We start from the raw sequence: 26,561 nt of genomic DNA on the forward strand, positions 1-26,561 counted from the left end.
AAGCGATCTGAAGGGGAGAGCAAATGACCGTATCGCGCAGCGATTCCGTTGGGGGCGGCGGCGGGGCGACGGGCGGGCCGGACTTCGAGACCATTCTGCTGGAGCGCAAGGGGCGCGTTGCCCTTATCACGCTGAACCGGCCGAAGGCCCTGAACGCGCTGAACTCGCAGGTCCTGACCGACATCTCGGCGGCGCTGGACGAGCTGGAGAACGACGACGAGGTCGGCGCGGTCGTGCTGACCGGGTCCGATCGAGCCTTCGCGGCCGGCGCGGACATCAAGGAGATGCAGACCAAGTCCTACATGGACATGTACCTGACCGACCACTTCGCCGGTTGGGACCGACTGGTCGCGTTCCGTAAGCCCATCATCGCCGCGGTCGCCGGCTACGCCCTCGGCGGCGGCTGCGAACTCGCCATGATGTGCGACATCCTGCTCGCCGCCGACACCGCCAAGTTCGGGCAGCCCGAGATCAAGCTCGGCGTCATCCCCGGCATGGGCGGCTCCCAGCGCCTCACCCGCGCTGTCGGCAAGGCCAAGGCCATGGACCTCATCCTCACCGGCCGCAATATGGACGCCGAGGAGGCCGAGCGCGCGGGCCTGGTCTCCCGCATCGTCCCGGCCGCCGAGCTGGTCGCCACCGCCATGGAGGTCGCCGAGACCATCGCGTCCATGTCGCTGCCGTCGGTCATGATCGCGAAGGAAGCTGTCGACCGCGTCTTCGAGACCACCCTCGCCGAGGGCGTGCGCTTCGAGCGCCGGGTCTTCCACTCGCTCTTCGCGACCGAGGATCAGAAGGAAGGCATGACCGCCTTCGTCGAGAAGCGCCCCGCGAACTTCACCAACAAATAAGCGCGACAACTACTCTCGTCGCTCTCGTGCCCCGCTGCCGGATGGCAGCGGGGCACGTTGACGAGAGCGGACGGGCATTGCCCGGCGCGCCTCGTGGCCCAGGCGCCATCGGCGCGGGGTACCGGCCGTGGAGAGCGGGCGTGCGGTTCGGAGTCTGTCAGCCGTGTTTGGGCGGGCCTACAACCTCGACGGTGGGAGGTTTGCCGTCGGTGTGATCGGCGCCTTCGCGGTTCATGGCCAGCGCGCCGACGATGGTGCCGCCCAGGGTGGCGGTAACCGCCACGGCCGCAACGAGTTTGCGGCGGGAGACGGGGGAGGGGGGCGGCGGCTCGTGGGTAGTGGCGGCCGGAGGCCGGTGGACGCTGCGGATACTGCGCGCCGACGGGCGTTCGGCGGCCAGCAGCACCGCGCCGCGGGTGGAGACGAAGTCGGGCTCGGGATCGTAGATGAGCGGATAGCCCAGCTGCAGCTTCAACTCGTCCCGGATGCTCTTGTTGCGGGTGCAGCCGCCCAGCAGGGCCATACCGGTGGGCTGGATGCCGGTCTCGTCGATCATGTGGCGGACGAAGGACGCCGAGTGATGAATGCCCGCTTCGACGAGTTCGGCGAAATCACTGCGGGTCACCACGGCACGCTGCCCGGTGATCGGATCGCAGACGGCCAGAACGCGTTCGGAGGCCAGCGCCTCCTTCTGCCGGCGCGTGGTGGCCAGATCCACGGTCACCCCACCCCGGGTGAGCAGCCAGCGCAGCAGGGCATCGTGGCCGTCACCGCCCAGAACGGTGCTGCGCTTGGTGGCGAGGACGGCATCGGTTCGGCAGTCGATCTGGGTGAGGGTCAGTCCCGACGCGCCGAGGTCGTAGAGCAGGACCGAACCCTCGGTGGGTAGCTTCCGGGTGAATCGCAGGTACCGCAGCTGAGCCACCGGCTCGTCGATGACGGTGAGGCGATTGCGGCCCGCGGCGGTGCGAATGGCCTCGGCCTGCGTGGTGCTCCGGCAGGTCACGGCGATCCCGGTGATGAACTCGTCGCGCTCGGCGGCCGACTTCCGCATCTGCTGAATGGCTTCGAAGACCGTCTCCTCCATGCGCTCGCCACCGGCGCGGCGCGGCACCTTGCAGCGGTCGATGGGGGGCAGGTGTGGCTGGTCGGAATGGGTGAGCATGGCACGTGCGCCAGCACTGCCCGCCGACACCCCGAGGACCAGCACCATGGCCTCAATGGTGAACCTTTTGCGGGCCGAATCCAAGACTATGACGCAGGAAATTGGCTGCCGAGTCGCTGAGCGGTTACTGACCGGCCCATCGTGTCGGCGAGCTACCCGGGTCGAAGTCGCCGGCGCTCTGCCGGAACTCCGCCAGCAATTGCAGCAGTAGATGCAATCGTTCCGGCGGCAGCCCGGCCTCGGCGAAAACCCGCCGGTTCAGCTCGGTGGTGGCCTTGGCCACCAATTCTCTTCCGGCATCGGTGATTTCGATGAGCGTCGCCCGCCGGTCACTGGGATGTGGCACGCGCTTCACCAAATGGGCCGCTTCCAGCCGGTCCACGGTGTTGGTGACGGAGGTGGGATGCACCTGCAGACGGGCGCTGGCCACCGCCATCGGGAGCGCGCCGGTTTTGCTGAAACTCAGCAACATCAGTAACTCATACCGGGAGAAGGTCAAACCGGACGGCCGCAGGGCTTCGTCCACCCGCGCCATCACGATCTGCTGGGCCCGCACCAGCGACGTCACCGCCGCCATCCCGTCGGCCACGTCGCCCCAGCCGTGCTCGATCCACTGACGATGCGCCTCCTCGATCGGATCGAGCGGCAGCGGACGTGGTCGGGACATGTCCCGATCATCGCACGTCGCGAACCCGTAGGTCGCAGCGCCGAGCCGATCCGCCGGGTCGCATAGGAATCACGGTGATTCAAAACCTCGGCCGCAGGCCCGATTCGCCGCATTATCGAACACGCCCCGCGGCTGTGTCCGAGTTGGTCAGGAGCAGGCCTGCAAAGCCTGTCACACGGGTTCGAGTCCCGTCGGTCGCTCCATCGGAGAACGCCTCCCGTGCCCGCACGGGAGGCGTTCTCCGCATCAGAGCGCGGTCACGCCGGTGAGATCGCGCGATACCGCGAAATTGCGGTCGGCGATCGTGCCCAGGGTGTATTCGGGCAGCAGGCCGAAGTATTCACCGCGCGAGCGCGTGCTCCAGCGCCGCGCGCCCTCGGTGCGGGTCTTGTAGAAGTTCACCAGGTAGCCGCCCTCGAAGAGACGCAGCAGTGTGTAGCCGCCCGGATACTCCTTGGCCGCCGCGACTTCCAGGAATTCCACTGGAATGGGCAGATCGGGCCGGGTGCGGCGGTTCCGGTGGGTGTGCCCGGCGTGATGCAGGAAGACGCCGGGGGCCGACCGGTAGATCGACTGCAGCTCGGCCGCATTCGCGGCATCGAGGATGAAGCCCGGTCCGGCCAGATTGGACCAGCCGGACTCGGTGGTGACCGGGTGGTGGCCGAAAACGAGTGTGGGGCGGTCCGGGTCGGCGATGAGCCGGTCCCGCAGCTCGTCGAGCTGGGAGCGGTCCAGGGTGCCGCCGGCTGCGTCGAGCTGGGTGGTGTCCAGGGCGATCAGGCGCAACTCGCCGACCTCGTGGGCCGCCAATTGCTGTCTGACGGTGAAGGAATCGCCCCAGCAGTCGTAATGGTCGAGGTACGGGGTGCAGTCCGCGTAGTCCGCGCCCAGGTGCGGGCGGTCGTGGTTGCCGCGGGCCGCGAACCAGTCCCGGCCCGGCGCACCCCAGTTCGCGAGGTGGGTGTGGACGCCGCGCACCTGGTCCGGGGTGGCCTCGGCGGTGAGGTCACCGGCCAGCAGCAGATGGTCGACGGCCCGGTCGGGACGGTGCATATCGTCGAGCAGAGCGGTCAGCATGACCTCGGGGTACGGTGCGAGACCGGGCTCCTGACGCAGGCCGGGCGGCAGACCGGCGGCGATGAGCCCGCTGACCTCCTCGCCGTAGTGAATATCGTTGGACAGGGCCAGGGTTCGCAGCAGCCGCCCCGGCGGCGGCACCAGCGTGGTGAAGACGCCTTGCGATTCCGGCGTATTCGGCACGCGCGTGGCCACATTCGGCGCGGGCGCGGCCGGGATACCCTGCGAGCGGGCCTCGAATCGATAGGCGCGCCCGGGTTCCAGGCCGGTGACCTCCGCGTAGTGGTAGGCGGTCGGCTGCGCGGCGCCGAAGACCTGCCGGAGTCCGGATCCGTCCGCGGGACCCAGCCACACCTCGCTGTCGGTCTCGACGGGAACGGGATCGCCGGCCGCGTCCGGGCCCAGCGTCGTCCAGGTGAACACGGCCGACTGCTCGGTAACGGTGACCACCTCGAGATCGGTCACCACCAGCGAACCCGCCTGTGCCCGAGCCGTTCCCGGCCCGAACATCGGTACCGCCGCGGCCGCTGCCAGCAGGCCCAGGACCTGTCGTCGATTCGGCCCGCAGCAGCTCATGACGGTCCTACTTCGCGTCGGTGGAGCAGACCTTCCATACGCCGTCTTCCTTGCGCAGGTGTTCGTTGGTGGAGCGCTTGCTGTCGGGGGCGCCGGGCAGGGTGAGGATGCCGAAGGTGGTCGCGGTGGCGTGGTCGCCGGTGATGACGATGCCCTGCACCGAATCGACCTTCATGGCGATCTTGCCCTGGTCCATGGCTTTCTTGTTGGCCTCGGGCAGCGCGTCGTACTGGGCGCGATCGCCGGCGCAGGTCTTGCCGACGGCCTGCGAGGCGCCGCCGGTGCCGAGCGTGTCGTAGAAGTCGCGCACCGCGGTCTCGACCCGCTTGTCGTCGCTGGTTCCGGAGTCCTTGCCGTTCAACGTCACCGCGGTGGCGATGCCACCTCCCACGAGTACCACGGCGGCGACGCCGAGTCCGATGGTCAAGGGGGTACGCCGCTGCAAGCTCATCGAGATCCTTCGACTCCGGCCGATCTTCGGTTGGAACGCACGCAGACTACAGCGATTCCGTGTCGATTGGTGGGGTGGCATTTGAACCCGTGACGTGGGACGGTACGTTGGTTAGGCAAACCTCAGAGGTTGTTTCCTGGATCTCCGGGAACATGAGGCTGGGCAGAGGAAAGGACGGTCATGACGGCGGCTCGATGGAAACTGGTGTCCGGTGCACTGGCGGCGATCGCGGTGCTGGGCGCGACCACCGCCTGCACCGGTTCGTCCAAGGACGACAACGAGATCCTGGTCTACAACGCGCAACACGAATCCCTCACCAAGGAGTGGATCGACGCGTTCACCAAGGACACCGGCGTCAAGGTGACCATTCGCAACGGCGGCGACACCGACCTGGGCAACCAGATCGTCGCCGAGGGCAAGAACTCGCCCGCCGACGTCTTCCTCACCGAGAACTCCCCGGCCATGGCGCTGGTCGAGAACGCCGGCCTGTTCTCCGACGTCGACCAGAACACCCTCGCGCAGGTCCCCGAGCAGTTCCGCCCCTCCACCGGCAAGTGGACCGGAATCGCCGCGCGCTCCACCGTTTTCGTCTACAACACCGCCAAGCTCCCGGCCGACCAGCTGCCCAAGTCGCTGCTCGACCTGCAGCAGCCGCAGTGGAAGGGCCGCTGGAGCGCCGCCCCCTCCGGCGCCGATTTCCAGGCCATCGTGGCCGCCCTGCTCGCCCAGAAGGGCGAGGAGGCCACCAAAGCGTGGCTGAAGGGCATGAAGGACAACGCGGTCACCTCGCAGAACAACACCACCGTCATGAAGGGCACCAACAGCGGCCAGTTCGACGGCGGCGTGATCTACCACTACTACTGGTACCGCGACCAGGCCAAGACCAAGGAGAACAGCGGCAACACCCAGCTGTTCTACTTCAAGAACCAGGACCCGGGCGCCTTCGTCTCCATTTCCGGTGGCGGCGTGCTGAAATCGAGCAAGAAGCAGGCCAACGCCCAGAAGTTCCTCGAGTTCATCACCTCCAAGAAGGGCCAGCAGGTCCTGCACGACGGTGACTCCATGGAATACCCGGTGGCCTCGGACGTCGCGGCCAACCCGGCGCTGCCGCCGCTGGCCTCGCTCGACGCGCCCAAGATCGACCCGAGCAAGCTGGACGCCAAGAAGGTCACCCAGCTCATGACCGAGGCGGGCCTGCTCTAACCGTGGCTGTTCGGACCGCTGTACCCAACCGGGCCGGGAAGGACCTGCCCAGCAGGGCTTCCCGGGCTTCGGTCATCCGGCCCGGGTCGCTCGTCACGGTCGCCGCCCTGCTCATGGTGGCGGCCACCTTCGTGCCGCTCGGGTACATCGTGTCCACGCTCGTCTCGACCGGCTGGCACGACACCGCGCAGCTCGTGTTCCGCCCGCGCGTGGCCGAATTGCTGCGCAACACCGCCGAACTGGTGGTGCTGACCGTGCCGATCTGCGTGGCGCTGGGCATCGGCCTGGCCTGGATCGTGGAACGCACCGACGTGCCCGGCGCGGCCTGGTGGGGCCCGATCTTCGCGGCGCCCCTGGCGGTTCCGGCCTTCGTCAACAGCTACGGCTGGGTCAGCGCCATCCCCTCGCTGCACGGACTCTGGGCGGGTGTACTCGTCTCGACCGTCTCCTACTTCCCGCTGGTCTACCTCCCGGCGGCCGCCACCCTGCGGCGGCTGGATCCCGCCGTGGAGGAATCGGCCCGGGCCCTCGGCTCCGGGCCGGTCGCCGTGTTCGCGCGCGTCGTCATGCCGCAGCTGCGACTCGCGATTCTCGGTGGCGGACTGCTGATCTCACTGCACCTGCTGGCCGAGTACGGCGCCTTCGCCATGATCCGGTTCGACACCTTCACCACCGCCATCTTCCAGCAGTACCAGTCGAGTTTCGCGGGCGCGGCGGGCAGCACGCTCTCGGGCGTACTCGTGGTGCTGTGCCTGGTGCTGCTGGCCGGCGAAGCCACGGTGCGCGGCCGGGCCCGCTACGCCCGGATCGGCGGCGGCGCGCAGCGATCCGCCAACCGGATTCGCCTGGGCCTGACCAAGATTCCCCTGTTCCTCGTGCTGGCCGCCGCGCTGGCGGCGACGCTGGGCGTGCCGCTGTGGACCATCGGCCGATGGCTGAAGATCGGCGGGTCGGCCGTCTGGAACACCACCGGCATCGGTGAATCCCTCGGCCAGACCCTCGGTTTGGCCGCCACCGCCGCGGTCGTGACCACCCTGTGCGCCTTTCCTGTCGCCTGGGTCGCGGTCCGCTCCACCTCGCGGTTCGCGCGGATCATCGAGGGCGCCAACTACATCACCAGTTCGCTGCCGGGGATCGTGATCGCACTCGCCCTGGTGACCGTGTCGATCCGCTGGTTGCCGGCCCTCTACCAGACGGCCGCGACCATCCTGGCCGCCTACACGCTCATGTTCCTGCCGCGCGCCCTGGTGAGCGTGCGCGCCGGACTGGCCCAGGTGCCCGTCGGGCTGGAGGAGGCCTCGCAGGTGCTCGGAAAGTCCCCGGCCGCCACCTTCTTCCGCGTCACCCTGCGGCTCACCGCGCCCGCGGCGGCCGCGGCGGCGGCCATGGTGTTCGTGGCGGTGGCCACCGAACTCACCGCCACCCTGCTGCTGGCCCCCAACGGCACCACCACCCTCGCCATGCAGTTCTGGCAGCTGTCGGGCGAACTGGACTACGCGGCGGCGGCGCCGTACGCGCTGATCATGATCGTCGTCTCGGTGCCGGTCACCTATCTGCTGTTCACCCAATCCAGGAAGGCGGCGGGACTGTGAGTCGTCTTGTCGTAGACCAGGTTCGCAAGACCTTCGGGCAGACGCCGGTGCTCGACGGCATCAGCCTCGACGTCGCCGACGGCACCGCCACCGCGGTGGTCGGATCCTCCGGATGCGGCAAGACCACGCTGCTGCGGGTGATCGCCGGATTCGAGAACCCGGACGCCGGATCGGTGTCCGTCGGCGGGGAAACCATTACCCGCCAGGGCTTCTCGGTGCCGGCTCACCGCCGCCGGATCGGCTACGTGGCCCAGGACGGGGCGCTGTTCCCGCACCTGACCGTGGGGCAGAACATCGCCTACGGGCTCGGCGGCGGCCCCGGCGCGCGGCGCAAGCACCGGCAGCAGGTCGCCGAACTGCTCGACATGGTCTCGCTCGACGCGTCCTTCGCGGACCGGCGGCCCCATCAGCTCTCCGGCGGACAGCAGCAGCGGGTCGCGCTGGCCCGCGCCATGGCTCGCAAGCCCGCCCTCATGCTGCTCGACGAACCCTTCAGCGCCCTGGACACCGGACTGCGCGCCGCCACCCGGCAGGCCGTCGCCGAGACCCTGCGCGCCGCGGGCATGACCAGCATTCTCGTCACCCACGACCAGGAGGAGGCGCTGTCCTTCGCCGATCAGGTCGCGGTCATGTGCTCGGGCCGGTTCACCCAGGTCGGCACGCCGGAACAGGTGTACGCGGCCCCCGCGGACCTGTTCACCGCCGGATTCCTCGGCGACACAGTGCTTCTCGACGCCACCATCGGCGCCGAGACCGCCGAGACCGTGCTCGGCCGCATCCCCGTGCAGGTGAACGCCCCGACCGGGGCGGGCGCGGTCATGATGCGGCCCGAACAGCTGCTCGCCCGCGCGGCCGCCGCCGGCCACACCGGCTGCGCCACCGTGCGCGCCCTCGAATTCCGCGGCGCGGACGTCATGCTCACCCTCGACCTCGACGGCTGCCCCGAGCTCATCCACGTGCGCCGGGTGAGCGTGGACGCCCCCGCGGTCGGCGACCGGGTCGAGCTCGAAGTCCTCGGCGCGGCAGTCGCTTTCACCGCCGAGCAGTGCGCCGCCGCCGGTCGGTCGCCCGGCGAGGTCGCCGTGAGCCTGTCCGACGCGGCCGCCGCGGTCTGACCGATCGGCGCCTCCGGTCGTCCGGAATGTGACCGATCCGACCGGGGAGTACCTATAGTGGCGCGGAGGCCGAATCGTCGGTCGCTGAGGCGAACCGCCTCAGCCAATCCCGAAGGAGACCCGGTGCGCCGCACGCCGCTCGTCACATCCGTCCTCGCCGCCGCGTGCGCCCTGACCCCGCTCGCCGCCGCGGAGCCGCCGGCCGATCCGGCGCTGAAGGTGCAGGCGGTCTTCGGACCCGAGCAGTTCCCCATGGCCGGCGTGGCCGCCGACATCGCGCCCTGCGGCGGCGGCGCGAACGTGGCGAGCCTCACCACCGGCGCCGACGGCACCGCGGTCTACACCGGCGCGCTCGGCTGCTACCGAGTTCAGGTCAGCACCCCTATCGGCTGCGCGCTGGACGGCGATCAGGCCGTCCAGGTCACCTCGGCGCCCGGCGTCACCCCGGTCGCCAACTTCCGTTTCCGCTGCGCATGACGGTGTCGCGGACCCGCTCCCGGCCCGCGCGTGAACTGTGACCGCCTCCACATCTCGGGATTCGCATACACCGCAGCTGTTAATCTCGCGAGGGATAGCTGCTCGTTATTGCTGTAACGCGGAAAGCGTCGCATCACCGAGGGAGTAGGTGACGAGATGGGCGCGAGATTCGCGTTGGCACACCCGCCGGACATGACAGCGCCTATGACGCTCCGACGCTACGCGGTCCCGATCGAAGCCCTGGCCGCCCTGCTGGCCGCAGCGGTGGCCGGTCTGCTGCTCACGGCCCCCCTCGATCTCGGCTGGACCTCCGAAGGCCCGGTGCTGCAGCTGGACCTGCTGGTCCTGAACATGCCGCGCGCGGCCGCCGCCGGCGCGGCGTTCGCGGTGGTGTCGGCGGCGCTGGTGGTCGCGCTCGGCCGGAAGACCGCCTGGATCGTGTCGGGCGGCAGCATGGTGGTGCTGCTGGTGGACCAGTTGTGGAACCGGGACGCCGCGACCACGGGCAATCTGACCACCGCCAACTACATCGACGCCATCTTCAGCGGCATCCTGCTCGGCGCGCTCGCGGTCGCGGTCTTCGGTAAACCCGTCGCGACGGGCGCGTACCTGATCGGGGCGCTGTCCGCGATCCTGATCGGCGACCAGACCTCGCTGCCCGTCGGCCACGGCAATCCGCTCATCTCCTGGGCTTCCGCCGGAACTCCACCGGCGTGGCTGTTCGTGCTGGCCGGTGCGCTGCTCGTCGCGGGGATCGTCGTGCAGCGGCCGGAACCCGCGGGCGAGGAGGTGAACACCGATCTGGCGATCGGCCCGATCCTGTCCGCGCTGGTGCTGATCACCGCGACCACACTGTCCGCGGAATGGTTCGTGCGGCACGCGGGCACGCTCGTGCAGATCGGGGCGGCCGCGGCCATCACGATCTGCGCGGCCATGGTCGCGGCGCTGCTGCTGCCCGGACGCGAGGGCACCCTGGTGCTCCTGACGGTCGCGGTGGCGGGCGCGGGCAGCGCGATCATCGCGGTGCCCCGGCCGGATTGGACCGCGCCGTTCCCGGTGCTGGCCGTGGTGGCGGGGCTGGCGGCGGGACGCCGGTGGCGTTCGCCCTGGATCGCGCTGGCCGCGACCGCCGGACTGGCCGTCTTCGCGGCCGGCACCGCCGGTTTAGCGCACGAGTACCCGCTGATCCCGGTGGTCGGGGTGATCCTCACCGCGCTGGCCATCGGCTTCTGCTTCGGCGCGGCGGTCCCGAAGACCGCGGGCAGCGTCGTGGTGGCGCTCGCGGTGCTGGTGGTGCCGTGCCTGGTGGTGGCGCTGCGGGGCAGTGCCTTCGGCCGGGTCGCCTACTCACCGCGCTGGTACCGGGATCCGAGCGGCGCGGTCTCGGCCGTTCCGGGCCTGGTCGCCCTGGTGATCACCGTCGGCTGCGCGGCCGGGCTGTACCTGCTGTGGCGGATCCGCTCCCCGCAGGCCGCGCCACGGGTGATCGCCGTGCCCGATGCGGCGCGGAACGTCTTGTCACAGGGCTAGTCTGGCCGCATGGCCGACACGTCACCGGTGGACCCCACGATCGAACTCCTGGAGCGGGCCGTCGCCCAGATGGGCGATGTCATCGCCGCGATCACCCCCGACCAGGCAGCGCTGCCGACGCCGTGCGAGAACTGGCACGTGCGCCGGCTGCTGGACCATCTCGTGGGCCAGATCCTGCGCGACTTCACCATCGCCGCCCGCGGCGACATGCCGGACTGGGGTGCGCCGCACGACCCGGTCGGCGCGGACTGGTCCGCCGAGTTCCGCGCCGGCGCGCAGCCGCTCCTCGAGACGTGGCGCGCCGCCGATCCGGACCGGCTGGTGCCAGGCATGGGCGGGGAGTCCCCGCTGCGTGGTCGCGCCGATCAGCAGATCACCGAATTCGCCATGCACGCCTGGGATCTCACCCGCGCCACCGGTCAGGGCCGCACCCTGGATCCCGAACTCGCCGAGCACGGCCTGGCCTGGTCCAAGCAGATGCTGAAGCCGGAATACCGCGGTCCCGGAAAGGCTTTCGGGCACGAGGTGCCGATCGCCGCCGACGCGCCCGCCTACGACCGGCTGGCCGCGTGGTTCGGCCGCGATCCGGGCTGGACGCCCGCGGCCTGACCGCTACCGGCCGAACCGGGCATTCACCCAGGCCAGCGCGTCATTGAACGACGCGTCGAGCACGCCGCGGTGGTCCGCGCCGGCATAGTTCAGGTACTGCACCGGCCGCCCGCCCGCGAGCTGCTGCACCACCATGGCGTCCGTGGCCGGCGCCGGCACCGTGGTGTCGGCGCGGCCCTGCAGCACCAGCAGCGGCTGCGTGAAAGACAGTGCGCTGGGATCGTTCTCGTTCAGCACCCGGGTCAGCGCGGAGAGGTCGCCGTCGCGGGTGAAGACGTCGTCGGCGGTGAGTCCGCCCCACGAATCCGGTTGCCGCAGCCGGCCGATGCATCCGCTGTCGGCGAGCGAGAGCATGGATTGTGCACGGGGCGTGAGGAATCGGGCCGGATCCAGCGCCGATACCGTCTGCGCGCCGCGAATGAGCAAGGGCAGGAACGACACCGCCCCGCCGGTGAGCGGGGCCAGCGCACCCGCCACGCCCGCGCTGGTGGCCAGCTGCGAGGCCTGCAGCCCGAGGCCCTGATGGGAGGCCGGCGCGAGCGCCACCGAACCGAGTAGCTGCAACGCCGGGGCCCACCGCTGGGCCTCGGCGTCGGTGAAGATGGCGGCCTGACCGCCCTGGGAGTGCCCCATCGCCACCCAGCGGACCCCGATGTCCGGGTCGACTTCCCGTGCGGCCCTGGCCATATCGGTGACGGCGCGCTGTTCCGCGGTGCCGATCAGGTAGCCGTGCGGGCCGGGCGTGCCCAGCCCCTGATAGTCGGTCTGGGCGACGGCGTACCCGGCCGCGATCCAGCGTTCCTGCAGGCGGCGCACCAGCGAGGTGTAGTCGTGGGCGGGGAACTCGGGGGAGGTGTCCTGGGAGGGCGCGCAGACCTCGGCGACGCCGGTGGTGCCGTGCGCCCATGAGATGAGCGGCCAGCCGCCGGGCGGCGCGGTGCTGTCCGGGACCGCGAGCGTGCCCGACACCGCGACCGGGTTGCCCGCCATGTCGACCGAGCGGTACAGCACCAGGTAGTTGCGTGCCCCCGCGAGGGCGGGATCGCCTGTGAGCGGCCGCAATTGGATGACCGAACCAGGGGTGCCCGGGACCCGGTCCCCGGCCGGGAAGTAGAACGAGGCGAGGTTCGTCTCCTCCGGGGCGATCGGGGCGGCGGTGACCGGCGCGGCCAGGCTCAGGCCCGCGATGGCGGCCGTCAGGACCATGCTGAATCCCCCGGCGAGCCGGCGTGAGACGCGACGCTGCGGCTGTTCTGCACGGGCGCTCTCGTTGTCCGACACCTGTCAGAACATACCGGCCTGTTCTTGTTTCAGATGGCAAGCGGGGCCGCTCGCACTGCGAATGAGTCGGCGGCGTGACCGGCGGCGTCTTCACCACCATTCGCGCCGAGCCCTCCGGCCGCGTCCCGCTCCCCGCACTCCACCTGATTCCGGTGATCGCTGCCATGGCCCCGAAAACGTGGCCCGACCGCCCGGCATCGAGTTGGGCCGCACCCCGCGCGGTCCGAAACCGTCAGCGTCCCAACCGATACCGTGTACCTGGCGTGGCATCGGTCCGAAAAACGCGGTCGCGGTGTCCGGCTGCCTCCTGCACAACCGGACACCGCGATGCGCAACTCCTACCTTTGCCCCCGAACCCTCGAATCGGAATACTGATCGGCCACGATGGCACGAAAAGTCAGTCGCCCCGCGCCGGATCGTGCCCGACACCCCCGTCAACGAGCAAGGCCCCGACCGTGATTCATGGTCGAGGCCTTGCTGTGGTGCCCTCGGCAGGATTCGAACCTGCGGCCTTCTGCTCCGGAGGCAGACGCTCTATCCCCTGAGCTACGAGGGCGGGGATGGTCCCGTCCGGTCTCCCGGTCGGGCTGGGAAAGCGTATCGCATCGGTCGCGCTGCGCCAAAAACAAACCCGGACCGGGCGTTTCTATGCCCGGTCCGGGTTCGTGACGGAGCTTTCTCAGTTCAGCGGCAGCGGTGTGACCTTGCGCTCGGCCAGCATCTGGGTCATCAGATCGGCCTCGCTCTTCTGGGTCTTGGCCATGCTCTCGGCCAGCGAGCGCACCGCGTCGGTGTCCGCGCGCTGGGCGGCGTACTCGATCATCGGCATGCCGCCCTGGTGGTGGCGCAGCATGAGCTGCAGGAACAGCGCGTCCAGGGCCGGACCGGTGGCCTGGCCCAGGGCGGCCATCTCCTGATCCGACGCCATACCGGGCATGGCCTGCACCGCGCCCGAGTGCATGGCGGTGCCCGAGTGCTGATGCGTGGACATATCGGTCATCCAGCCCATGTAGCCGTCGGGGGAGATGAGCGGCTTGTCCCACTGCTGCAGCCAGCCCTGCATGCGGCCGGCCTGATTGGCCTGAGTAGTGAGGATGTCGTAGGCCAGGCGCTTCACCGCCGGGTCCGTGGTGCCGGACAGCGCGACGCCCGACATCTGGACCGCCTGGGCGTGGTGCACCGACATGTCCTGGGAGAAGCCGACGTCCACCGCGCCCGGGGTCTCCGGGCCGTGGTGCATGGCATTGCCCACCAGCAGCCCGGCCATGAAACCGATGAGGAGTACCGCGACCACCCCGATGGCCATCAGGGCCGACCGCTGATTGCGGCGCGTTTGCGGCACCGGTTCGGCGGCGGGATCGGGCTCGGAGCTGCGGTCTGGGATGTCGGACATGAACGGCGGCACTACTGCGTCGGAGCCGGCTGATCCGGCTGCGTCGGGCCGTCGGTCGGGGCCGGGATGGATGGGATGCCGCCGGGCAGGCTCGGGCTACCGGTGGGCAGACCCGGCACGCCGTTCGGCAGGCCCGGGATACCGCCGGCGGGCATGCCCGGAATGCTGCCGCCGCCCAGCTCGCTCGAATCCTGCTGCAGGCCCTTGCCGTCCATCGGCACGGCGTCGGGGCCGGGCGCGGTCGGGTCGAAGGCCGGCGGGTTGTCGACATTGAAGGTCGGGTTCGCGCAGTCCGCGCCGACCTCCGGGTAGGCGTACTGGTTCAGGCGCAGCGCGGTGATGAACTCGCCCACGCGCTTGTCGTCGGGGCTGTTCAGCTTCAGCTGGTGGCCCCACGACTGCAGTGAGATCGGGGTGTCCAGGCCCGGATACGGCGACATCAGGCTGTAGGGCTTGCCCTTGACCTTCGACTTCAGGGCGTCGATGGCCGCCTGATCGACCTTGTCCGGGTTGTAGGTGATCCACACCGCGCCGTGCTCGAGCGAGTGCACCGCGTTCTCGGTGCGGATCGCCTTGGCGTACACCACACCGGTGCAGGCCGCCCACGAGCCGTCGTGCGGGCCGCCGAAGGGTGGGGACTGGTCGTAGTTCACGCGCTGAGTGGCCGCGACGTGCATGCCCGCCGCGTAGTCCTTCTTCACCACGCCCGGAATCTGATCCGAGGGATCCTTCTTCTGCGCGGACGGCGTGTACTTGTCCTGCTCCTGCTTGTCCTGGATCTTGGGCACCAGCACCCAGGCGATGCCGCCGATGAGCGCGAGGATGCAGACCACGGCCCCGATCATGAGCCACGGAATCTGACGCTTACCGCCCAGGCCGCCGCCACCGCCCTTCCTGGACGATCCGGCTGACTTGCCCGCGGCCTTGATGGCCTTGGCCGACTTGGCACTGGTCTTGCTCGGCATGCTTGTTGTGCTCTTTTCGACGTGTCGGACAATCAAACGACGCGGCCGCATCGTTTGCTGGGCACCTGCCCGGTGGTGCCCGCTCGCGGCGTTCACCTGCTCAGACCATAGGATAGTGACTCGTGACTCCAGCTGACCTTGCAGATCTCCTTCGTGCTACCGCGGCGAAGGTACTTGTCGAACGCGGATCAGACCCTGCGATCCTGCCCGACGAGGTCAAGGTGGAGCGTCCCCGCAACCCCGAGCACGGTGACTATGCCACGAATGTGGCCATGCAGGTAGGTAAGAAGGCGGGAATGAGCCCCCGCGATTTCGCAACGCTGCTGGCCGCGGCGCTGTCGGAGGCCGAGGGCATCGACGCCGCGGAGGTCGCGGGACCTGGCTTTTTGAACATCCGCCTGGCCAAGGCCGCGCAGGGCGCGATCGTGGAGAAGATCCTCGAGGCCGGCGCGAAGTTCGGCACCGCGGACGCGCTCGTGGGCACGAAGATCAACCTCGAATTCGTCTCCGCCAACCCGACGGGCCCGATCCACCTGGGCGGCACCCGCTGGGCCTCGGTCGGCGACGCGCTGGGCCGGATTCTGGCGAGCCAGGGCGCGGACGTCACCCGCGAGTACTACTTCAACGACCACGGCGCGCAGATCGACCGCTTCGCCAATTCGCTGGTGGCCGCCGCGCTGGGACAGCCGACCCCCGAGGATGGCTACGCGGGCGCGTACATCAACGAGATCGCCGACACGGTCGTCAAGGCCAACCCGGGTGTGCTGGAACTCCCGGAGACCGAGCGGCACGAGCTGTTCCGCCGCGAGGGCGTCGAGCTCATGTTCGCGCACATCAAGAAGACGCTGCACGACTTCGGCACCGACTTCGACGTGTATTTCAACGAGAGCTCGCTGTTCGCCTCCGGCGCGGTCGAGCAGGCCATCGAGACGCTGAAGGCGTCCGGCAAGCTGTACGAGAAGGACGGCGCCTGGTGGATCGCCTCCACCGAGTACGGCGACGACAAGGACCGCGTCGTCATCAAGAGCGACGGCAAGTCCGCCTATATCGGCGGTGACATCGCCTACTTCCAGAACAAGCGCTCCCGCGGCTTCGATCTGTGCATCTACATGCTGGGCGCGGACCACCACGGCTACATCGGCCGCCTCAAGGCCGCCGCGGCCGCGTTCGGCGACAACCCGGACACCGTCGAGGTGCTCATCGGCCAGATGGTGAACCTGGTGAAAGACGGTGCCGCCGTTCGCATGTCGAAGCGCGCGGGCACCGTCGTCACCCTCGACGACCTGGTCGAGCAGATCGGCGTGGACGCGGCCCGCTACTCGCTGGTGCGCTCCTCGGTGAACTCCAGCATCGACATCGACCTGGACCTGTGGACCCGCCAGGACAGCGAGAACCCGGTCTACTACGTGCAGTACGCGCACGCCCGCACCAACCAGATCCTCGGCAACGCGGCCGCGTTCGACTACGCCTCCGTCACACCGGATTTCGCGCTGCTGACCGACGACCGCGAGGGCGCGCTCATCCGCACCCTGGGCGAGTACCCGCGCGTGGTGGCCACCGCCGCCGAGATGCGGGAGCCGCACCGCGTGGTGCGGTACCTCGAGGAGCTGGCCGGGGCCTATCACCCCTTCCAGTCCGACAAGACGCTGCGCGTCATACCGCAGGGCGACGATGTGGTCACCCCGCTCAATGCCGCTCGCCTCGAGCTGGTCAAAGCCACCCGTCAGGTTCTCGCCAACGGCCTCGGCCTGCTAGGCGTCAGTGCACCGGAGCGTATGTAGATGAGTGCCCACCCCGCCGGACCCCGCCACGCGGACATCCCGCACGCGCCGACGCTCGCCGAGCGGCCCAGCGCCCCGGCGCAGATGATCGAGCTGCCCGCGAATGTCTGGCCGCGCAACGCCTCTCGTGACGCGGACGGGGTCGTGCGGCTGGCCGGTGTGCCGGTGCACGAGCTGGCCGCCGAGTACGGCACCCCGCTGTTCGTGATCGACGAGGACGACTTCCGCTCCCGCTGCCGGGACATGGTCCGCGCCTTCGGTGACGGCGCGCGAGTCCACTACGCCTCCAAGGCGTTCCTGTGCGGCGAGGTCGCCCGCTGGATCCGCGACGAGGGCCTGCACCTGGACGTGTGCTCCGGCGGCGAGCTGTCGGTGGCGCTGCACGCCGGCTTCCCGGCCGAGCGGATCGCCCTGCACGGCAACAACAAATCGGTGCCCGAGCTGGAGATGGCGGTCGCGGCGGGCGTCGGCGACGTGGTCGTCGACTCGCTGATCGAGATCGAGCGGCTCAAGGCCGTGGCCAAGCGGGCCGGCAAGGTGGTGGACGTGCTCGTCCGCGTCACCGTCGGCGTGGAGGCCCACACCCACGAGTACATCTCGACCGCGCACGAGGACCAGAAGTTCGGCTTCTCCATCGCCGGCGGCGACGCCATGCAGGCCATCGCCCGGGTCTTCGAGTCCGACAATCTGCGCCTGGTCGGCCTGCACTCGCACATCGGCTCGCAGATCTTCGAGATCGACGGCTTCGAGATCTCCACCCGCCGCATGCTGGGCCTGCTGCGCGAGGTCGCCGACAAGTTCGGCATGGAACGCGCCGAACAGATGCGGGTGCTGGATCTCGGTGGCGGCCTGGGCATTTCGTACCTTCCACACGAGGATCCGCCGGCCCTGGACGGCTTCGCCGCCAACCTGCGCCGCATCGTGGCCGAGGAGGCCGAGCGGGCCGGGCTGCCGGTGCCGACCATCGCGGTCGAGCCGGGCCGTGCCATCGCCGGACCCGGCACCGTCACCCTCTACGAGGTCGGCACCATCAAAGATGTTGTGCTCGACGGCGGTAATCGCCGACGCTATGTGAGCGTCGACGGCGGCATGAGCGACAACATCCGTCCGGCCCTGTACCAGGCCGAGTACGACTGCCGCCTGGTCTCGCGCTCCAGCGAGGCCGGTCCGGTGGTGGCTCGCGTGGTCGGAAAGCATTGCGAGAGTGGGGATATCGTCATCCGCGATACCTGGCTCCCGGCCGATGTGGGCCCCGGCGACCTGGTGGCGGTGGCCGCGACCGGCGCGTACTGCTACTCGATGTCGAGCCGCTACAACTTGCTCACCCGGCCCGCGGTGGTCGCTGTGCGAGACGGCAAGGCGCGCTTGATCCTTCGCCGTGAAACGGTGGAGGACCTACTCAGCTTGGAGGTGAAGGCATGACCGGGTCCACGGCGAGCCGTGAAATTGGTTCCAGCAAGAATGGCGTGTGGGGACAGGATCACCCCATCGGCGTCGCCGTCCTCGGCATGGGCACGGTCGGCACCGAGGTGGTCCGCATCATTCGCGACCACGCCGACGACCTGTGCAACCGGGTGGGCGCGCCCGTCGTGCTGCGCGGTGTCGCGGTGCGCGATCTGAGCAAGGACCGCGGCGTGCCCGCCGAGCTGCTCACCGCCGATGCCGAATCCCTGGTCACCCGTGACGATGTCGACATCGTCGTCGAGGTCATGGGCGGCATCGACCCGGCCCGCGCCCTCATCGCCGCCGCCCTCAACGCCGGCAAGTCGGTCGTCACCGCCAACAAGGCGCTGCTCGCCGACTACACCGGCGAGCTGGCCGCCGCCGCCGAGAACCACCGCGCCGACCTGTACTTCGAGGCCGCCGTCGCCGGCGCCATCCCGGTGATCCGCCCGCTCATCCAGTCGCTGTCCGGTGACCGGGTCAACCGCGTGGTCGGCATCGTGAACGGCACCACCAACTTCATCCTGTCGGCCATGGCCGAGACCGGCGCGAACTACGCCGACGTGCTGGCCGAGGCCACCCGCCTGGGCTACGCCGAGGCAGACCCGACCGCCGATGTCGAGGGCTACGACGCGGCCGCCAAGGCCGCGATCCTGGCGTCGGTCGCCTTCCACACCCGCGTCACCTCGGGCGACGTCTACCGCGAGGGCATCTCCAAGATCACCGCCGAGGATCTGGAGACCGCGGCGGCCGTGGGCTGCACGGTGAAGCTGCTGGCCATGGCCGAGCGCGTCACCGACGAGGACGGCAAGGACAAGGTCTCCGTGCGCGTCTACCCGGCCCTCATCCCGCGCAAGCACCCGCTGGCCTCGGTCAACGGCGCGTTCAACGCCGTGGTCGTGGAGGCCGAGAACGCCGGCCGCCTGATGTTCTACGGTCAGGGCGCGGGCGGCGCTCCCACCGCGTCGGCCGTCATGGGCGATCTGGTGATGGCGGCGCGCAACAAGTTCTTCGGTGGCCGCGCTCCGGGCGAATCGGTCTATGCTGAGCTGCCGATCGCTTCGATCGGCGACACCCCGACCCGCTACCACGTGAACCTGCAGGTAGCCGATCGCACCGGTGTGCTGGAAGCGGTCGCGGGTGAATTCGCCAAGCACGGTGTGAGCATCTCGACGGTCCGCCAGGAGGGACACGACGAGGGTGCGCGCCTGGTCGTGGTGACCCACCACGCGCTGGAGTCCGCGCTTGCGGATACCGTTGCCGCGTTGGCCGAACTGGACTCCGTCACGTCCGTGACCAGTGTTCTGAGATTGGAAGGCACCGAGGAATGAGTGCAACTGCACGGGCCGCGACTGTGCACACCCCGTGGCCGGGGCTGATCGACGCGTATCGGGATCGTCTCTCGATTCCCGCCGACTGGAAGGCCGTCACTCTCTTCGAGGGCGGTACCCCGCTGGTGCCCGCGCACCACCTCTCCGAGCTCACGGGCTGCGAGGTGTACCTCAAGGTCGAGGGCGCGAACCCGACCGGTTCCTTCAAGGACCGTGGCATGACCATGGCCATGACCGACGCCAAGTACACCGGCAAGACCGCCGTGCTGTGCGCGTCGACCGGCAACACCTCGGCGTCGGCGGCGGCGTACGCCACCCGCGCCGGTCTGCACTGCGCGGTGCTGATCCCGTCGGGCAAGATCGCCATGGGCAAGCTGGCCCAGGCGGTCATGCTGGGCGCCAAGATCATCCAGGTGGACGGCAACTTCGACGACTGCCTCGAGCTGGCCCGCAAGGTCACCTCGGACTTCCCCGAGGTCGGCCTGGTGAACTCGGTCAACCCGGCTCGCATCGAGGGCCAGAAGACCGCGGCCTTCGAGATCGTGGACGCGCTGGGCAAGGCGCCCGATGTGCACGCGCTGCCGGTCGGCAACGCGGGCAACATCACCGCGTACTGGAAGGGCTACAGCGAGTACTACGCCGACGGCGTCACCGCCTCGCGCCCGCGCATGCTGGGCGTGCAGGCCGCCGGCGCCGCGCCGCTGGTCAACGGTGCCCCGGTCGCGAACCCGGAGACCATCGCCACCGCCATCCGGATCGGTGCGCCGGCGTCCTGGAACCAGGCCGTGGCGGCCAAGGAAGAGTCGGGCGGCGCCTTCCGCGCGGCCACCGATGACGAGATCCTCGCCGCGTATCACCTGGTCGCGGCCAAGGAGGGCGTCTTCGTGGAGCCCGCCTCCGCCGCGTCGATCGCCGGTCTGCTGGCCGCGCGTGCCGAGGGCTGGCTGGATTCCGGCCTCACCGTGGTCTGCACGGTGACCGGCAACGGCCTCAAGGACCCGGACAACGCGCTCAAGGGCATGCCCGAGGTCACGCCGATCGCGGTCGACCCGGTCGCCGTGGCCCACGAACTCGAGCTGGCCTGAGTTGACTGCGCGCGACGCTCAGCTCATGACGCGGACGCTGCCCGCCGGAATCTCCGTCACCGTGCGGGTTCCGGCGTCCAGCGCCAACCTGGGCCCGGGTTTCGATTCCCTCGGAATCGCTTTGGGGCTGTACGACGAGATCACGGTGTCCACCACCGACTCCGGGCTGACCATCCGGGTGGAGGGCGAGGGCGCCGACGATGTGCCCTGGGGCCCTTCGCATCTGGTGGTGCGGGCCATCGAGCGCGGCCTGCAGGCCGCGGGTGTGTGGGCCGACGGCCTGGACGTGGTGTGCCGCAACGTGATTCCGCATTCGCGAGGCATGGGTTCGTCGGCCTCGGCGGCGGTCGGGGGACTGGCCGCCGGGCGTGGGCTGGCCGCGAAGTTCGATCCTGACCTGGCCTACGGCGACGAGGTGCTGGTCCAGCTGGCCGGTGAATTCGAAGGCCACCCGGATAATTCGTCCGCCAGCATCCTGGGCGGATTCGTGGTGTGCTGGACCGAAACCGACCGTTCGGCGGACGAAAACGGCAGTGCCGACGCGCATCACGCGCGCCTGTACCGCGCGGTGCGGCTGGAACCGCATCCCTCGCTGCGGCCCGTGGTGCTCATTCCCGAGGAGCGTTCGGCGACCGCGCACACCCGCGGCCTGCTCCCGGAGACGGTGCCGCACGCGGACGCGGCTTTCAATGCCAGCCGGTCCGCGCTCGCGGTGGTCGCCTTGACGCAGCGGCCCGACCTGCTGCTTCCCGCCACGGCCGACCGGCTACACCAGGGCTACCGCGCCTCGGCGCTGCCGCTCACCACCAAATGGGTGGAACGGTTGCGTGCCGCGGGCATCGCGGCCACCGTCTCGGGCGCCGGCCCGACCGTGCTGGCCTTCGCGACCAGCGAATTCCCCGAAGAACTGCGCGAACTCGCCGTCGCGGACGGCATGCGCGTTCTCGAGCCGGGCATCGCCGGCGGCGTCTCGGTGGATTGACAGCGCGCCTGCCTTGCCGATGCAAAAGGTGGGAGCTATCCTGAGCGAGTCCGTACATCGTGCGCGTCAGACGCCGGTGCTTCATCAGGGCAAATCGCTCCAGAGGCTCCTTGCTCAGGCTCGAGGCTTGAGGCTCGAAACTTGGGGGTAGCCAGTCAACTGGAATGATCTCTCCCACCTTGCGGTCCGAAGCATCAGCATTCGGTGGTGGAGCCCACGTGGTGGTGCCCCCACCGGCCCGGCGGGACAGGCGATACGGCATCCGAGTTCGGCACGAGACCGGACTGCAGGAGGAACCCTCGAACAGGCACACGGCGGTCGAGGGAAGGAAAGGATTTCCGTGACAGATACGGACCTGCTCGCGACACCCGGGATGGATAGCGATTCAGCGTCCTCGGGTAGCCGCGAAAGTGACTCCGGACAGATTTCGAAGATGAGCGAACAAACTGACGTCGCACGATCGGGGCTGACTGGAATGTTGTTGCCGCAGTTGCGTGCGCTTGCGGGAGAGCTCGGTATCCGAGGCACTTCCGGGATGCGTAAGGGTGATCTCATCGCCGCTATCAAGGAGAACCAGGCCGGGGGCGCCAAGCCCGTCGCCGCTGCCGCCGGCGGCAAGCCCACGCGGAACGCGAAGGCCAAGGCCGAGGACGCGCAGACCGGCGGGGAGTCCGCGTCGGCCCCCGCTCGCGAGGTGAAGAAGGCCGCTGCGGCTGCCGATCCCGCTCCGGCCGCGGCCGAGGTGAAGGCGGAGGCGAAGGCCGGGCGCGCGGACAAGGTCGAGTCGCGCAAGACCGACGCCGAGCCGCGCAAGAACGACGAGCCGCGCCAAAACGCTTCGGAGACTCGCGAATCCAAGCGCGAGGAGGGCGAGAACGCCCGCGCCGAGGGCGGCGACGACAGCCGGGACGGTGGCCAGCGCGGCCGCGGCCGCCAGCGTCGGGGTCGTGAGCAGCGTGGCGCCGCCACCGCCGAGACCACCGCCGAGGCTCCGGCCGCCGACAAGGTTGAGCAGGACGGCGGCGAGCGCCGCCGGGATCGCGGTAACCAGGGTGAGCGCGGCAACCAGGGTGACCGCAACCAGCAGAGCCAGAACGGCGCCGGTCGCGGTGGCCAGCGTGACGACCGCGGCGGTGACGACGAGGAAGGCGGCCGCGGTCGCCGGGGCCGTCGCTTCCGTGAGCGTCGTCGCGGGCGGGACCGCGAGGGTGGCGCCACCGGTGGCGAGGCCCGCGAGATGGAGATCCGCGAGGACGACGTCCTGCAGCCGGTCGCCGGCATTCTCGACGTGCTCGACAACTACGCGTTCGTCCGCACCTCGGGCTACCTGGCCGGCCCGAACGACGTGTACGTCTCGATGAACCTGGTCCGCAAGAACGGCCTGCGCCGCGGTGACGCCATCACCGGCGCGGTCCGCGCGCCGCGGGACGGCGATCAGAGCAACCAGCGGCAGAAGTTCGATCCGCTGGTGCGGTTGGACACGGTCAACGGCGCGGACGTCGAAAGTGCCAAGCGCCGACCGGAATTCAACAAGCTGACCCCGCTGTACCCGAACCAGCGCCTGCGGCTGGAGACCCAGCCCAACAAGCTGACCACCCGCATCATCGACCTGATCATGCCGATCGGTAAGGGTCAGCGCGCGTTGATCGTGTCGCCGCCCAAGGCCGGTAAGACCACGATCATGCAGGACATCGCGAACGCGATCTCGGTCAACAACCCCGAGTGCTACCTGATGGTGGTGCTGGTGGACGAGCGTCCCGAGGAAGTGACCGACATGCAGCGCTCCGTGCGCGGCGAGGTCATCGCCTCGACCTTCGACCGGCCGCCGAGCGACCACACCTCGGTCGCCGAGCTCGCCATCGAGCGGGCCAAGCGCCTGGTGGAGCAGGGCCAGGACGTCGTCGTGCTGCTCGACTCGATCACCCGATTGGGCCGTGCGTACAACAACTCGTCCCCGGCCTCGGGCCGAATCCTTTCCGGTGGTGTGGATTCCACCGCGCTGTACCCGCCCAAGCGGTTCCTCGGCGCGGCCCGCAATATCGAGAACGGCGGCTCGCTCACCATCATCGCCACCGCGATGGTGGAGACCGGTTCCACCGGTGACACGGTCATCTTCGAGGAGTTCAAGGGCACGGGTAACGCCGAGCTCAAGCTCGACCGCAAGATCGCCGAGCGCCGCGTGTTCCCGGCGGTCGACGTCAACCCGTCCGGCACCCGCCGCGACGATCTGCTGATGTCGCCCGACGAGGCCGCGGTCCTGCACAAGCTGCGCCGAGTGCTCTCCGGCCTGGACTCGCACCAGGCCATCGACCTGCTGGTCGACCGGTTGAAGAAGACCAAGAGCAATGTCGAGTTCCTGATGACGGTCTCCAAGACCGCCCCGGGCGCGCTCGACGAATAGTGAAAAGGGGGCTCCGCAGTGCGGAGCCCCCTTTCTCGTTTCGCAAGGGTAACAAGTGATTTCGTGCCGATCGGGGTAACTCGTCGGGTACGTACGGAACTCGCGGAGCTACGAGACCGGTGGCGCGGGTTGGGAGCTCGGTGGCACGTAGCCGCCCGCTGAATATGCCGGGAGGCGGTACTGGGGCTCCGCTTCTGCGGAGCCGCCGCCGTCGTTCCGGCAAGGCCTCCGGTCTTCTCGGGACCGGGCGCGGGCTGTAGAAGAACAGTCCGATCAGCGCGCCGCCGGCGATCATGAAGCCGAGAATGAGCGCGGTCACGGTACCGGACACGTCCGCTGCCGTGACCGCTGTGTAGGTGAGGGTGGCGTCCCCCCGGGGCGGGATGGGGGTCGGATTCAGGGGTCCCACCGCGTTGCCGGACTCTCCGGGAGCCATCCACCAACCCGCTACCGCCAGAAGCGTCAGTGTGACCAGGACCGCCCCCGCGACGAGCTCCGCACGCCGCCGGTCCGCCCTCCCGGCCTCGGCGTGCACGGTGACGGGGGACAGGTCCCCGATCGTCGCGTCCTTCCTGGTCACTGTTGCCCTTCCGATGGTCGCTCTCACCTGGACGAACTCTATGAACATGAATGTTCGTATTCCTGAGTAGCGAGCTACTCGACTTCCAGCCTCACTCGAATACACGAAATATGCGTGCCCGTAGTTTTATGGGCGAACGGCGGGAACAAACGGGTCCAACCGCCTGTTCAGGACGGTGTCACCCCTCGTGACGGCCACCCGCCCGCGGCGCATATACTGTTCCGTCGGCAACCATGCCTAGTCGGTTCCGGTTCACGTCTCGCATCGCCAGGCGACCCGGAGCCTTTCGAAAGGACATCCATGAAGGCAGGAATTCACCCCACGTACGTGGACACCACGGTCGTGTGCGGCTGCGGCAACACCTTCCAGACCAAGAGCACCAAGGAGTCGGGCCAGATCACGGTCGAGGTCTGCTCCCAGTGCCACCCGTTCTACACGGGCAAGCAGAAGATTCTGGACACCGGTGGCCGCGTGGCTCGCTTCGAGGCTCGCTACGGCAAGCGCGACAAGGCTGCCAAGTAGCTGTCCCGCCGACGCCCGTCCTGCGCACCGCAGGCCGGGCGTTGGCGTTTAATTGCCTCCGCTTCGCTCCGGCGGGTTCGCGGCCCTGCGAGCTCGATTCTTCCCTCCTCCGCTCCTCCGCTTCGCTTCCCCGCTCCGTCAGTCCAGAATCGAGCCGGGCCGCGAACCGTGGGCGGTTCCGCTCTTGCTGAATACTCAGCTCAAAGTTCAAGGAGCTCACACGCCATGGCCGACAAGCAGGCGGCCCCGTCCGCGATCGACGACATCCTGGCTGAGTACGCGGGTCTCGAAACTCAGCTCGCAGACCCGGCGCTGCACAACGATCCCGGAGCGGCACGGCGCGTGGGTAAGCGTTTCGCCGAGCTCGGCCCGATCATGGCCACCTACAACAAGCTGAAGACCACGCGCGAGGATCTGGCCGCCGCCGAGGAGCTGGCCGCCGACGACGCGTCCTTCGCGGCCGAGGTCCCGGGGCTGCAGGAGCAGATGGAGGAGCTGGACAAGCAGCTCACCGACCTGCTCGCGCCGCGCGACCCGCACGACGGCGACGACGTCATCCTCGAGGTGAAATCCGGTGAGGGCGGCGAGGAGTCGGCGCTGTTCGCCTCCGATCTGGCCCGCATGTACATCCGGTACGCGGAGCGGCACGGCTGGAAGGTCGAGGTGCTCGGCGTCACGTACTCCGATCTGGACGGGTACAAGGACGCCAGCTTCTCCATCAAGAGCAAGGAGCCCACCCGCGACGGTGTGTGGTCCAAGCTCAAGTTCGAGGGCGGCGTGCACCGGGTGCAGCGCGTGCCGGTCACCGAATCCCAAGGGCGCATTCACACTTCGGCCGCGGGCGTGCTGGTCTATCCGGAGCCGGACGAGGTCGAGGAAGTCGAGATCGACGAGAAGGACCTGCGCATCGACGTCTACCGCTCCTCCGGCAAGGGCGGTCAGGGCGTCAACACCACCGACTCGGCCGTGCGCATCACCCACCTGCCCACCGGGCTCGTGGTGACCTGCCAGAACGAGCGGTCGCAGCTGCAGAACAAGATTCGCGCCAAGCAGGTGCTCGCGGCCCGGTTGCAGGCGCTCGCCGAGGAGCAGGCCGACGCGGACGCCGCCGCCGGCCGCGCCTCGCAGATCCGCACGGTCGACCGCTCCGAGCGCATCCGCACCTACAACTTCCCGGAGAACCGCATCGCCGATCACCGCATCGGTTTCAAAGCGCACAACCTGGACTCGGTGCTGGACGGCAACCTCGATGACCTGTTCAACGCCCTGGGCGAAGCCGACCGCGCCGCCCGCCTGGCCGCGGAATAAGCGGAGTAACCGGCATATCATCACGGTCAGCGCTCGGCGGCCAGTATCGTCTCCCAACGTGACAACTGATTTCGTCGCGCCCGGGGTAACTCCTCGGGTACGTCCAGAATCGGTTCGGCACGCGACCGTCGGCGCGGATGCATGACGGTCGACGGCTCTTGGCCGTCCGCTGAAGG

General features: G+C 69.2%; 22 protein-coding genes and 2 tRNA genes. 16 read left to right on the plus strand and 8 right to left on the minus strand.

Annotated elements, in window-relative coordinates; all coding sequences use genetic code 11:
* Positions 1–23 precede the first annotated feature (23 nt).
* Positions 24–851: an enoyl-CoA hydratase gene (locus ON33_RS05680; RefSeq protein ID WP_051151683.1), complete on the plus strand. Its 828-nt coding sequence runs from the start codon at positions 24–26 to the stop codon at positions 849–851.
* Between the two features lie 157 nt (positions 852–1,008).
* Here the strand turns inward: ON33_RS05680 and ON33_RS05685 are convergent, their stop codons facing one another.
* Together ON33_RS05685 and ON33_RS05690 are read right to left on the minus strand one after the other, a co-directional pair.
* Positions 1,009–2,064, minus strand: coding sequence for an Hsp70 family protein (locus ON33_RS05685; protein ID WP_040856033.1), 1,056 nt, complete (start codon positions 2,062–2,064; stop codon positions 1,009–1,011).
* Between the two features lie 76 nt (positions 2,065–2,140).
* Entirely contained in the window at positions 2,141–2,683 is a 543-nt protein-coding gene (locus tag ON33_RS05690) for a MarR family winged helix-turn-helix transcriptional regulator (protein ID WP_040856036.1), read from the minus strand.
* Between the two features lie 128 nt (positions 2,684–2,811).
* Here ON33_RS05690 and ON33_RS05695 point away from each other — a divergent pair.
* Positions 2,812–2,886 (plus strand) — tRNA-Cys (locus ON33_RS05695).
* Positions 2,887–2,929: 43 nt separating this feature from the next.
* On the opposite strand, the gene ON33_RS05700 is transcribed toward ON33_RS05695, so the two are convergent.
* Together ON33_RS05700 and ON33_RS05705 are read right to left on the minus strand one after the other, a co-directional pair.
* Entirely contained in the window at positions 2,930–4,336 is a 1,407-nt protein-coding gene (locus ON33_RS05700) for a metallophosphoesterase (protein WP_040856039.1), read from the minus strand.
* A gap of 7 nt (positions 4,337–4,343) precedes the next feature.
* Positions 4,344–4,787, minus strand: a complete 444-nt coding sequence (locus tag ON33_RS05705; RefSeq protein ID WP_157184418.1) for an Rv0361 family membrane protein — start codon at positions 4,785–4,787, stop codon at positions 4,344–4,346.
* Positions 4,788–4,967: 180 nt separating this feature from the next.
* Here ON33_RS05705 and ON33_RS05710 point away from each other — a divergent pair, with 180 nt between their 5' ends.
* The 6 genes from ON33_RS05710 (at position 4,968) to ON33_RS05735 (ending at position 11,313) form a co-directional block, all read left to right on the plus strand.
* Complete coding sequence (locus tag ON33_RS05710; RefSeq protein WP_051151685.1) at positions 4,968–5,990, plus strand: iron ABC transporter substrate-binding protein; 1,023 nt, start codon at positions 4,968–4,970, stop codon at positions 5,988–5,990.
* 44 nt (positions 5,991–6,034) lie between these two features.
* Positions 6,035–7,582, plus strand: coding sequence for an ABC transporter permease (locus ON33_RS05715; protein WP_040856107.1), 1,548 nt, complete (start codon positions 6,035–6,037; stop codon positions 7,580–7,582).
* Entirely contained in the window at positions 7,579–8,697 is a 1,119-nt protein-coding gene (locus ON33_RS05720) for an ABC transporter ATP-binding protein (RefSeq protein ID WP_083868622.1), read from the plus strand. The genes ON33_RS05715 and ON33_RS05720 overlap by 4 nt, the downstream gene beginning before the upstream one ends.
* A 123-nt stretch (positions 8,698–8,820) precedes the next feature.
* Complete coding sequence (locus tag ON33_RS05725) at positions 8,821–9,174, plus strand: hypothetical protein (protein ID WP_040856041.1); 354 nt, start codon at positions 8,821–8,823, stop codon at positions 9,172–9,174.
* Between the two features lie 204 nt (positions 9,175–9,378).
* The gene (locus tag ON33_RS05730; protein ID WP_040856044.1) at positions 9,379–10,704 is read left to right on the plus strand and encodes a hypothetical protein; all 1,326 of its coding nucleotides are present in this window, start codon (positions 9,379–9,381) and stop codon (positions 10,702–10,704) included.
* A 9-nt stretch (positions 10,705–10,713) separates the two neighbouring features.
* Positions 10,714–11,313, plus strand: coding sequence for a TIGR03086 family metal-binding protein (locus ON33_RS05735; protein ID WP_040856046.1), 600 nt, complete (start codon positions 10,714–10,716; stop codon positions 11,311–11,313).
* 3 nt (positions 11,314–11,316) lie between these two features.
* On the opposite strand, the gene ON33_RS05740 is transcribed toward ON33_RS05735, so the two are convergent.
* From ON33_RS05740 to ON33_RS05755, 4 genes are all read right to left on the minus strand, one after another.
* Positions 11,317–12,594: an alpha/beta hydrolase family protein gene (locus tag ON33_RS05740; RefSeq protein ID WP_083868623.1), complete on the minus strand. Its 1,278-nt coding sequence runs from the start codon at positions 12,592–12,594 to the stop codon at positions 11,317–11,319.
* A gap of 480 nt (positions 12,595–13,074) precedes the next feature.
* Positions 13,075–13,150, minus strand: a tRNA-Arg gene (locus tag ON33_RS05745).
* Between the two features lie 123 nt (positions 13,151–13,273).
* On the minus strand, positions 13,274–13,987 hold the full coding sequence (locus tag ON33_RS05750; protein ID WP_040856113.1) for a DUF305 domain-containing protein: 714 nt from the start codon (positions 13,985–13,987) through the stop codon (positions 13,274–13,276).
* 11 nt (positions 13,988–13,998) lie between these two features.
* Positions 13,999–14,952 (minus strand): thioredoxin-like domain-containing protein, encoded by a 954-nt coding sequence (locus ON33_RS05755; RefSeq protein ID WP_040856049.1) that lies wholly within the window; start codon positions 14,950–14,952, stop codon positions 13,999–14,001.
* A gap of 122 nt (positions 14,953–15,074) precedes the next feature.
* On the opposite strand from ON33_RS05755, the gene argS reads away from it, so the two are divergent.
* The 8 genes from argS to prfA all read left to right on the plus strand — a co-directional run bounded on the left by argS (position 15,075) and on the right by prfA (position 26,385).
* Positions 15,075–16,733, plus strand: a complete 1,659-nt coding sequence (gene argS / locus ON33_RS05760; RefSeq protein WP_040856051.1) for an arginine--tRNA ligase — start codon at positions 15,075–15,077, stop codon at positions 16,731–16,733.
* On the plus strand, positions 16,734–18,155 hold the full coding sequence (gene lysA / locus ON33_RS05765; protein WP_040856053.1) for a diaminopimelate decarboxylase: 1,422 nt from the start codon (positions 16,734–16,736) through the stop codon (positions 18,153–18,155).
* Positions 18,152–19,507, plus strand: a complete 1,356-nt coding sequence (locus tag ON33_RS05770) for a homoserine dehydrogenase (RefSeq protein ID WP_083868624.1) — start codon at positions 18,152–18,154, stop codon at positions 19,505–19,507. Before lysA ends, ON33_RS05770 begins: the two co-directional genes overlap by 4 nt.
* Entirely contained in the window at positions 19,504–20,592 is a 1,089-nt protein-coding gene (gene thrC / locus ON33_RS05775; RefSeq protein ID WP_040856058.1) for a threonine synthase, read from the plus strand. The genes ON33_RS05770 and thrC overlap by 4 nt, the downstream gene beginning before the upstream one ends.
* Before the next feature lie 25 nt (positions 20,593–20,617).
* Positions 20,618–21,574 (plus strand): homoserine kinase, encoded by a 957-nt coding sequence (thrB, locus tag ON33_RS05780; RefSeq protein WP_040856059.1) that lies wholly within the window; start codon positions 20,618–20,620, stop codon positions 21,572–21,574.
* A gap of 475 nt (positions 21,575–22,049) precedes the next feature.
* Positions 22,050–23,975, plus strand: a complete 1,926-nt coding sequence (gene rho / locus ON33_RS05785) for a transcription termination factor Rho (protein ID WP_040856061.1) — start codon at positions 22,050–22,052, stop codon at positions 23,973–23,975.
* Between the two features lie 880 nt (positions 23,976–24,855).
* Complete coding sequence (gene rpmE, locus ON33_RS05790) at positions 24,856–25,077, plus strand: 50S ribosomal protein L31 (protein ID WP_040856062.1); 222 nt, start codon at positions 24,856–24,858, stop codon at positions 25,075–25,077.
* A 225-nt stretch (positions 25,078–25,302) separates the two neighbouring features.
* Complete coding sequence (prfA, locus tag ON33_RS05795) at positions 25,303–26,385, plus strand: peptide chain release factor 1 (RefSeq protein ID WP_040856064.1); 1,083 nt, start codon at positions 25,303–25,305, stop codon at positions 26,383–26,385.
* Positions 26,386–26,561 lie beyond the last annotated feature (176 nt).

Origin of the sequence: Nocardia niigatensis NBRC 100131 (genome assembly GCF_000308655.1) — a bacterium.
Taxonomy (GTDB): Bacteria; Actinomycetota; Actinomycetes; order Mycobacteriales; family Mycobacteriaceae; genus Nocardia; species Nocardia niigatensis.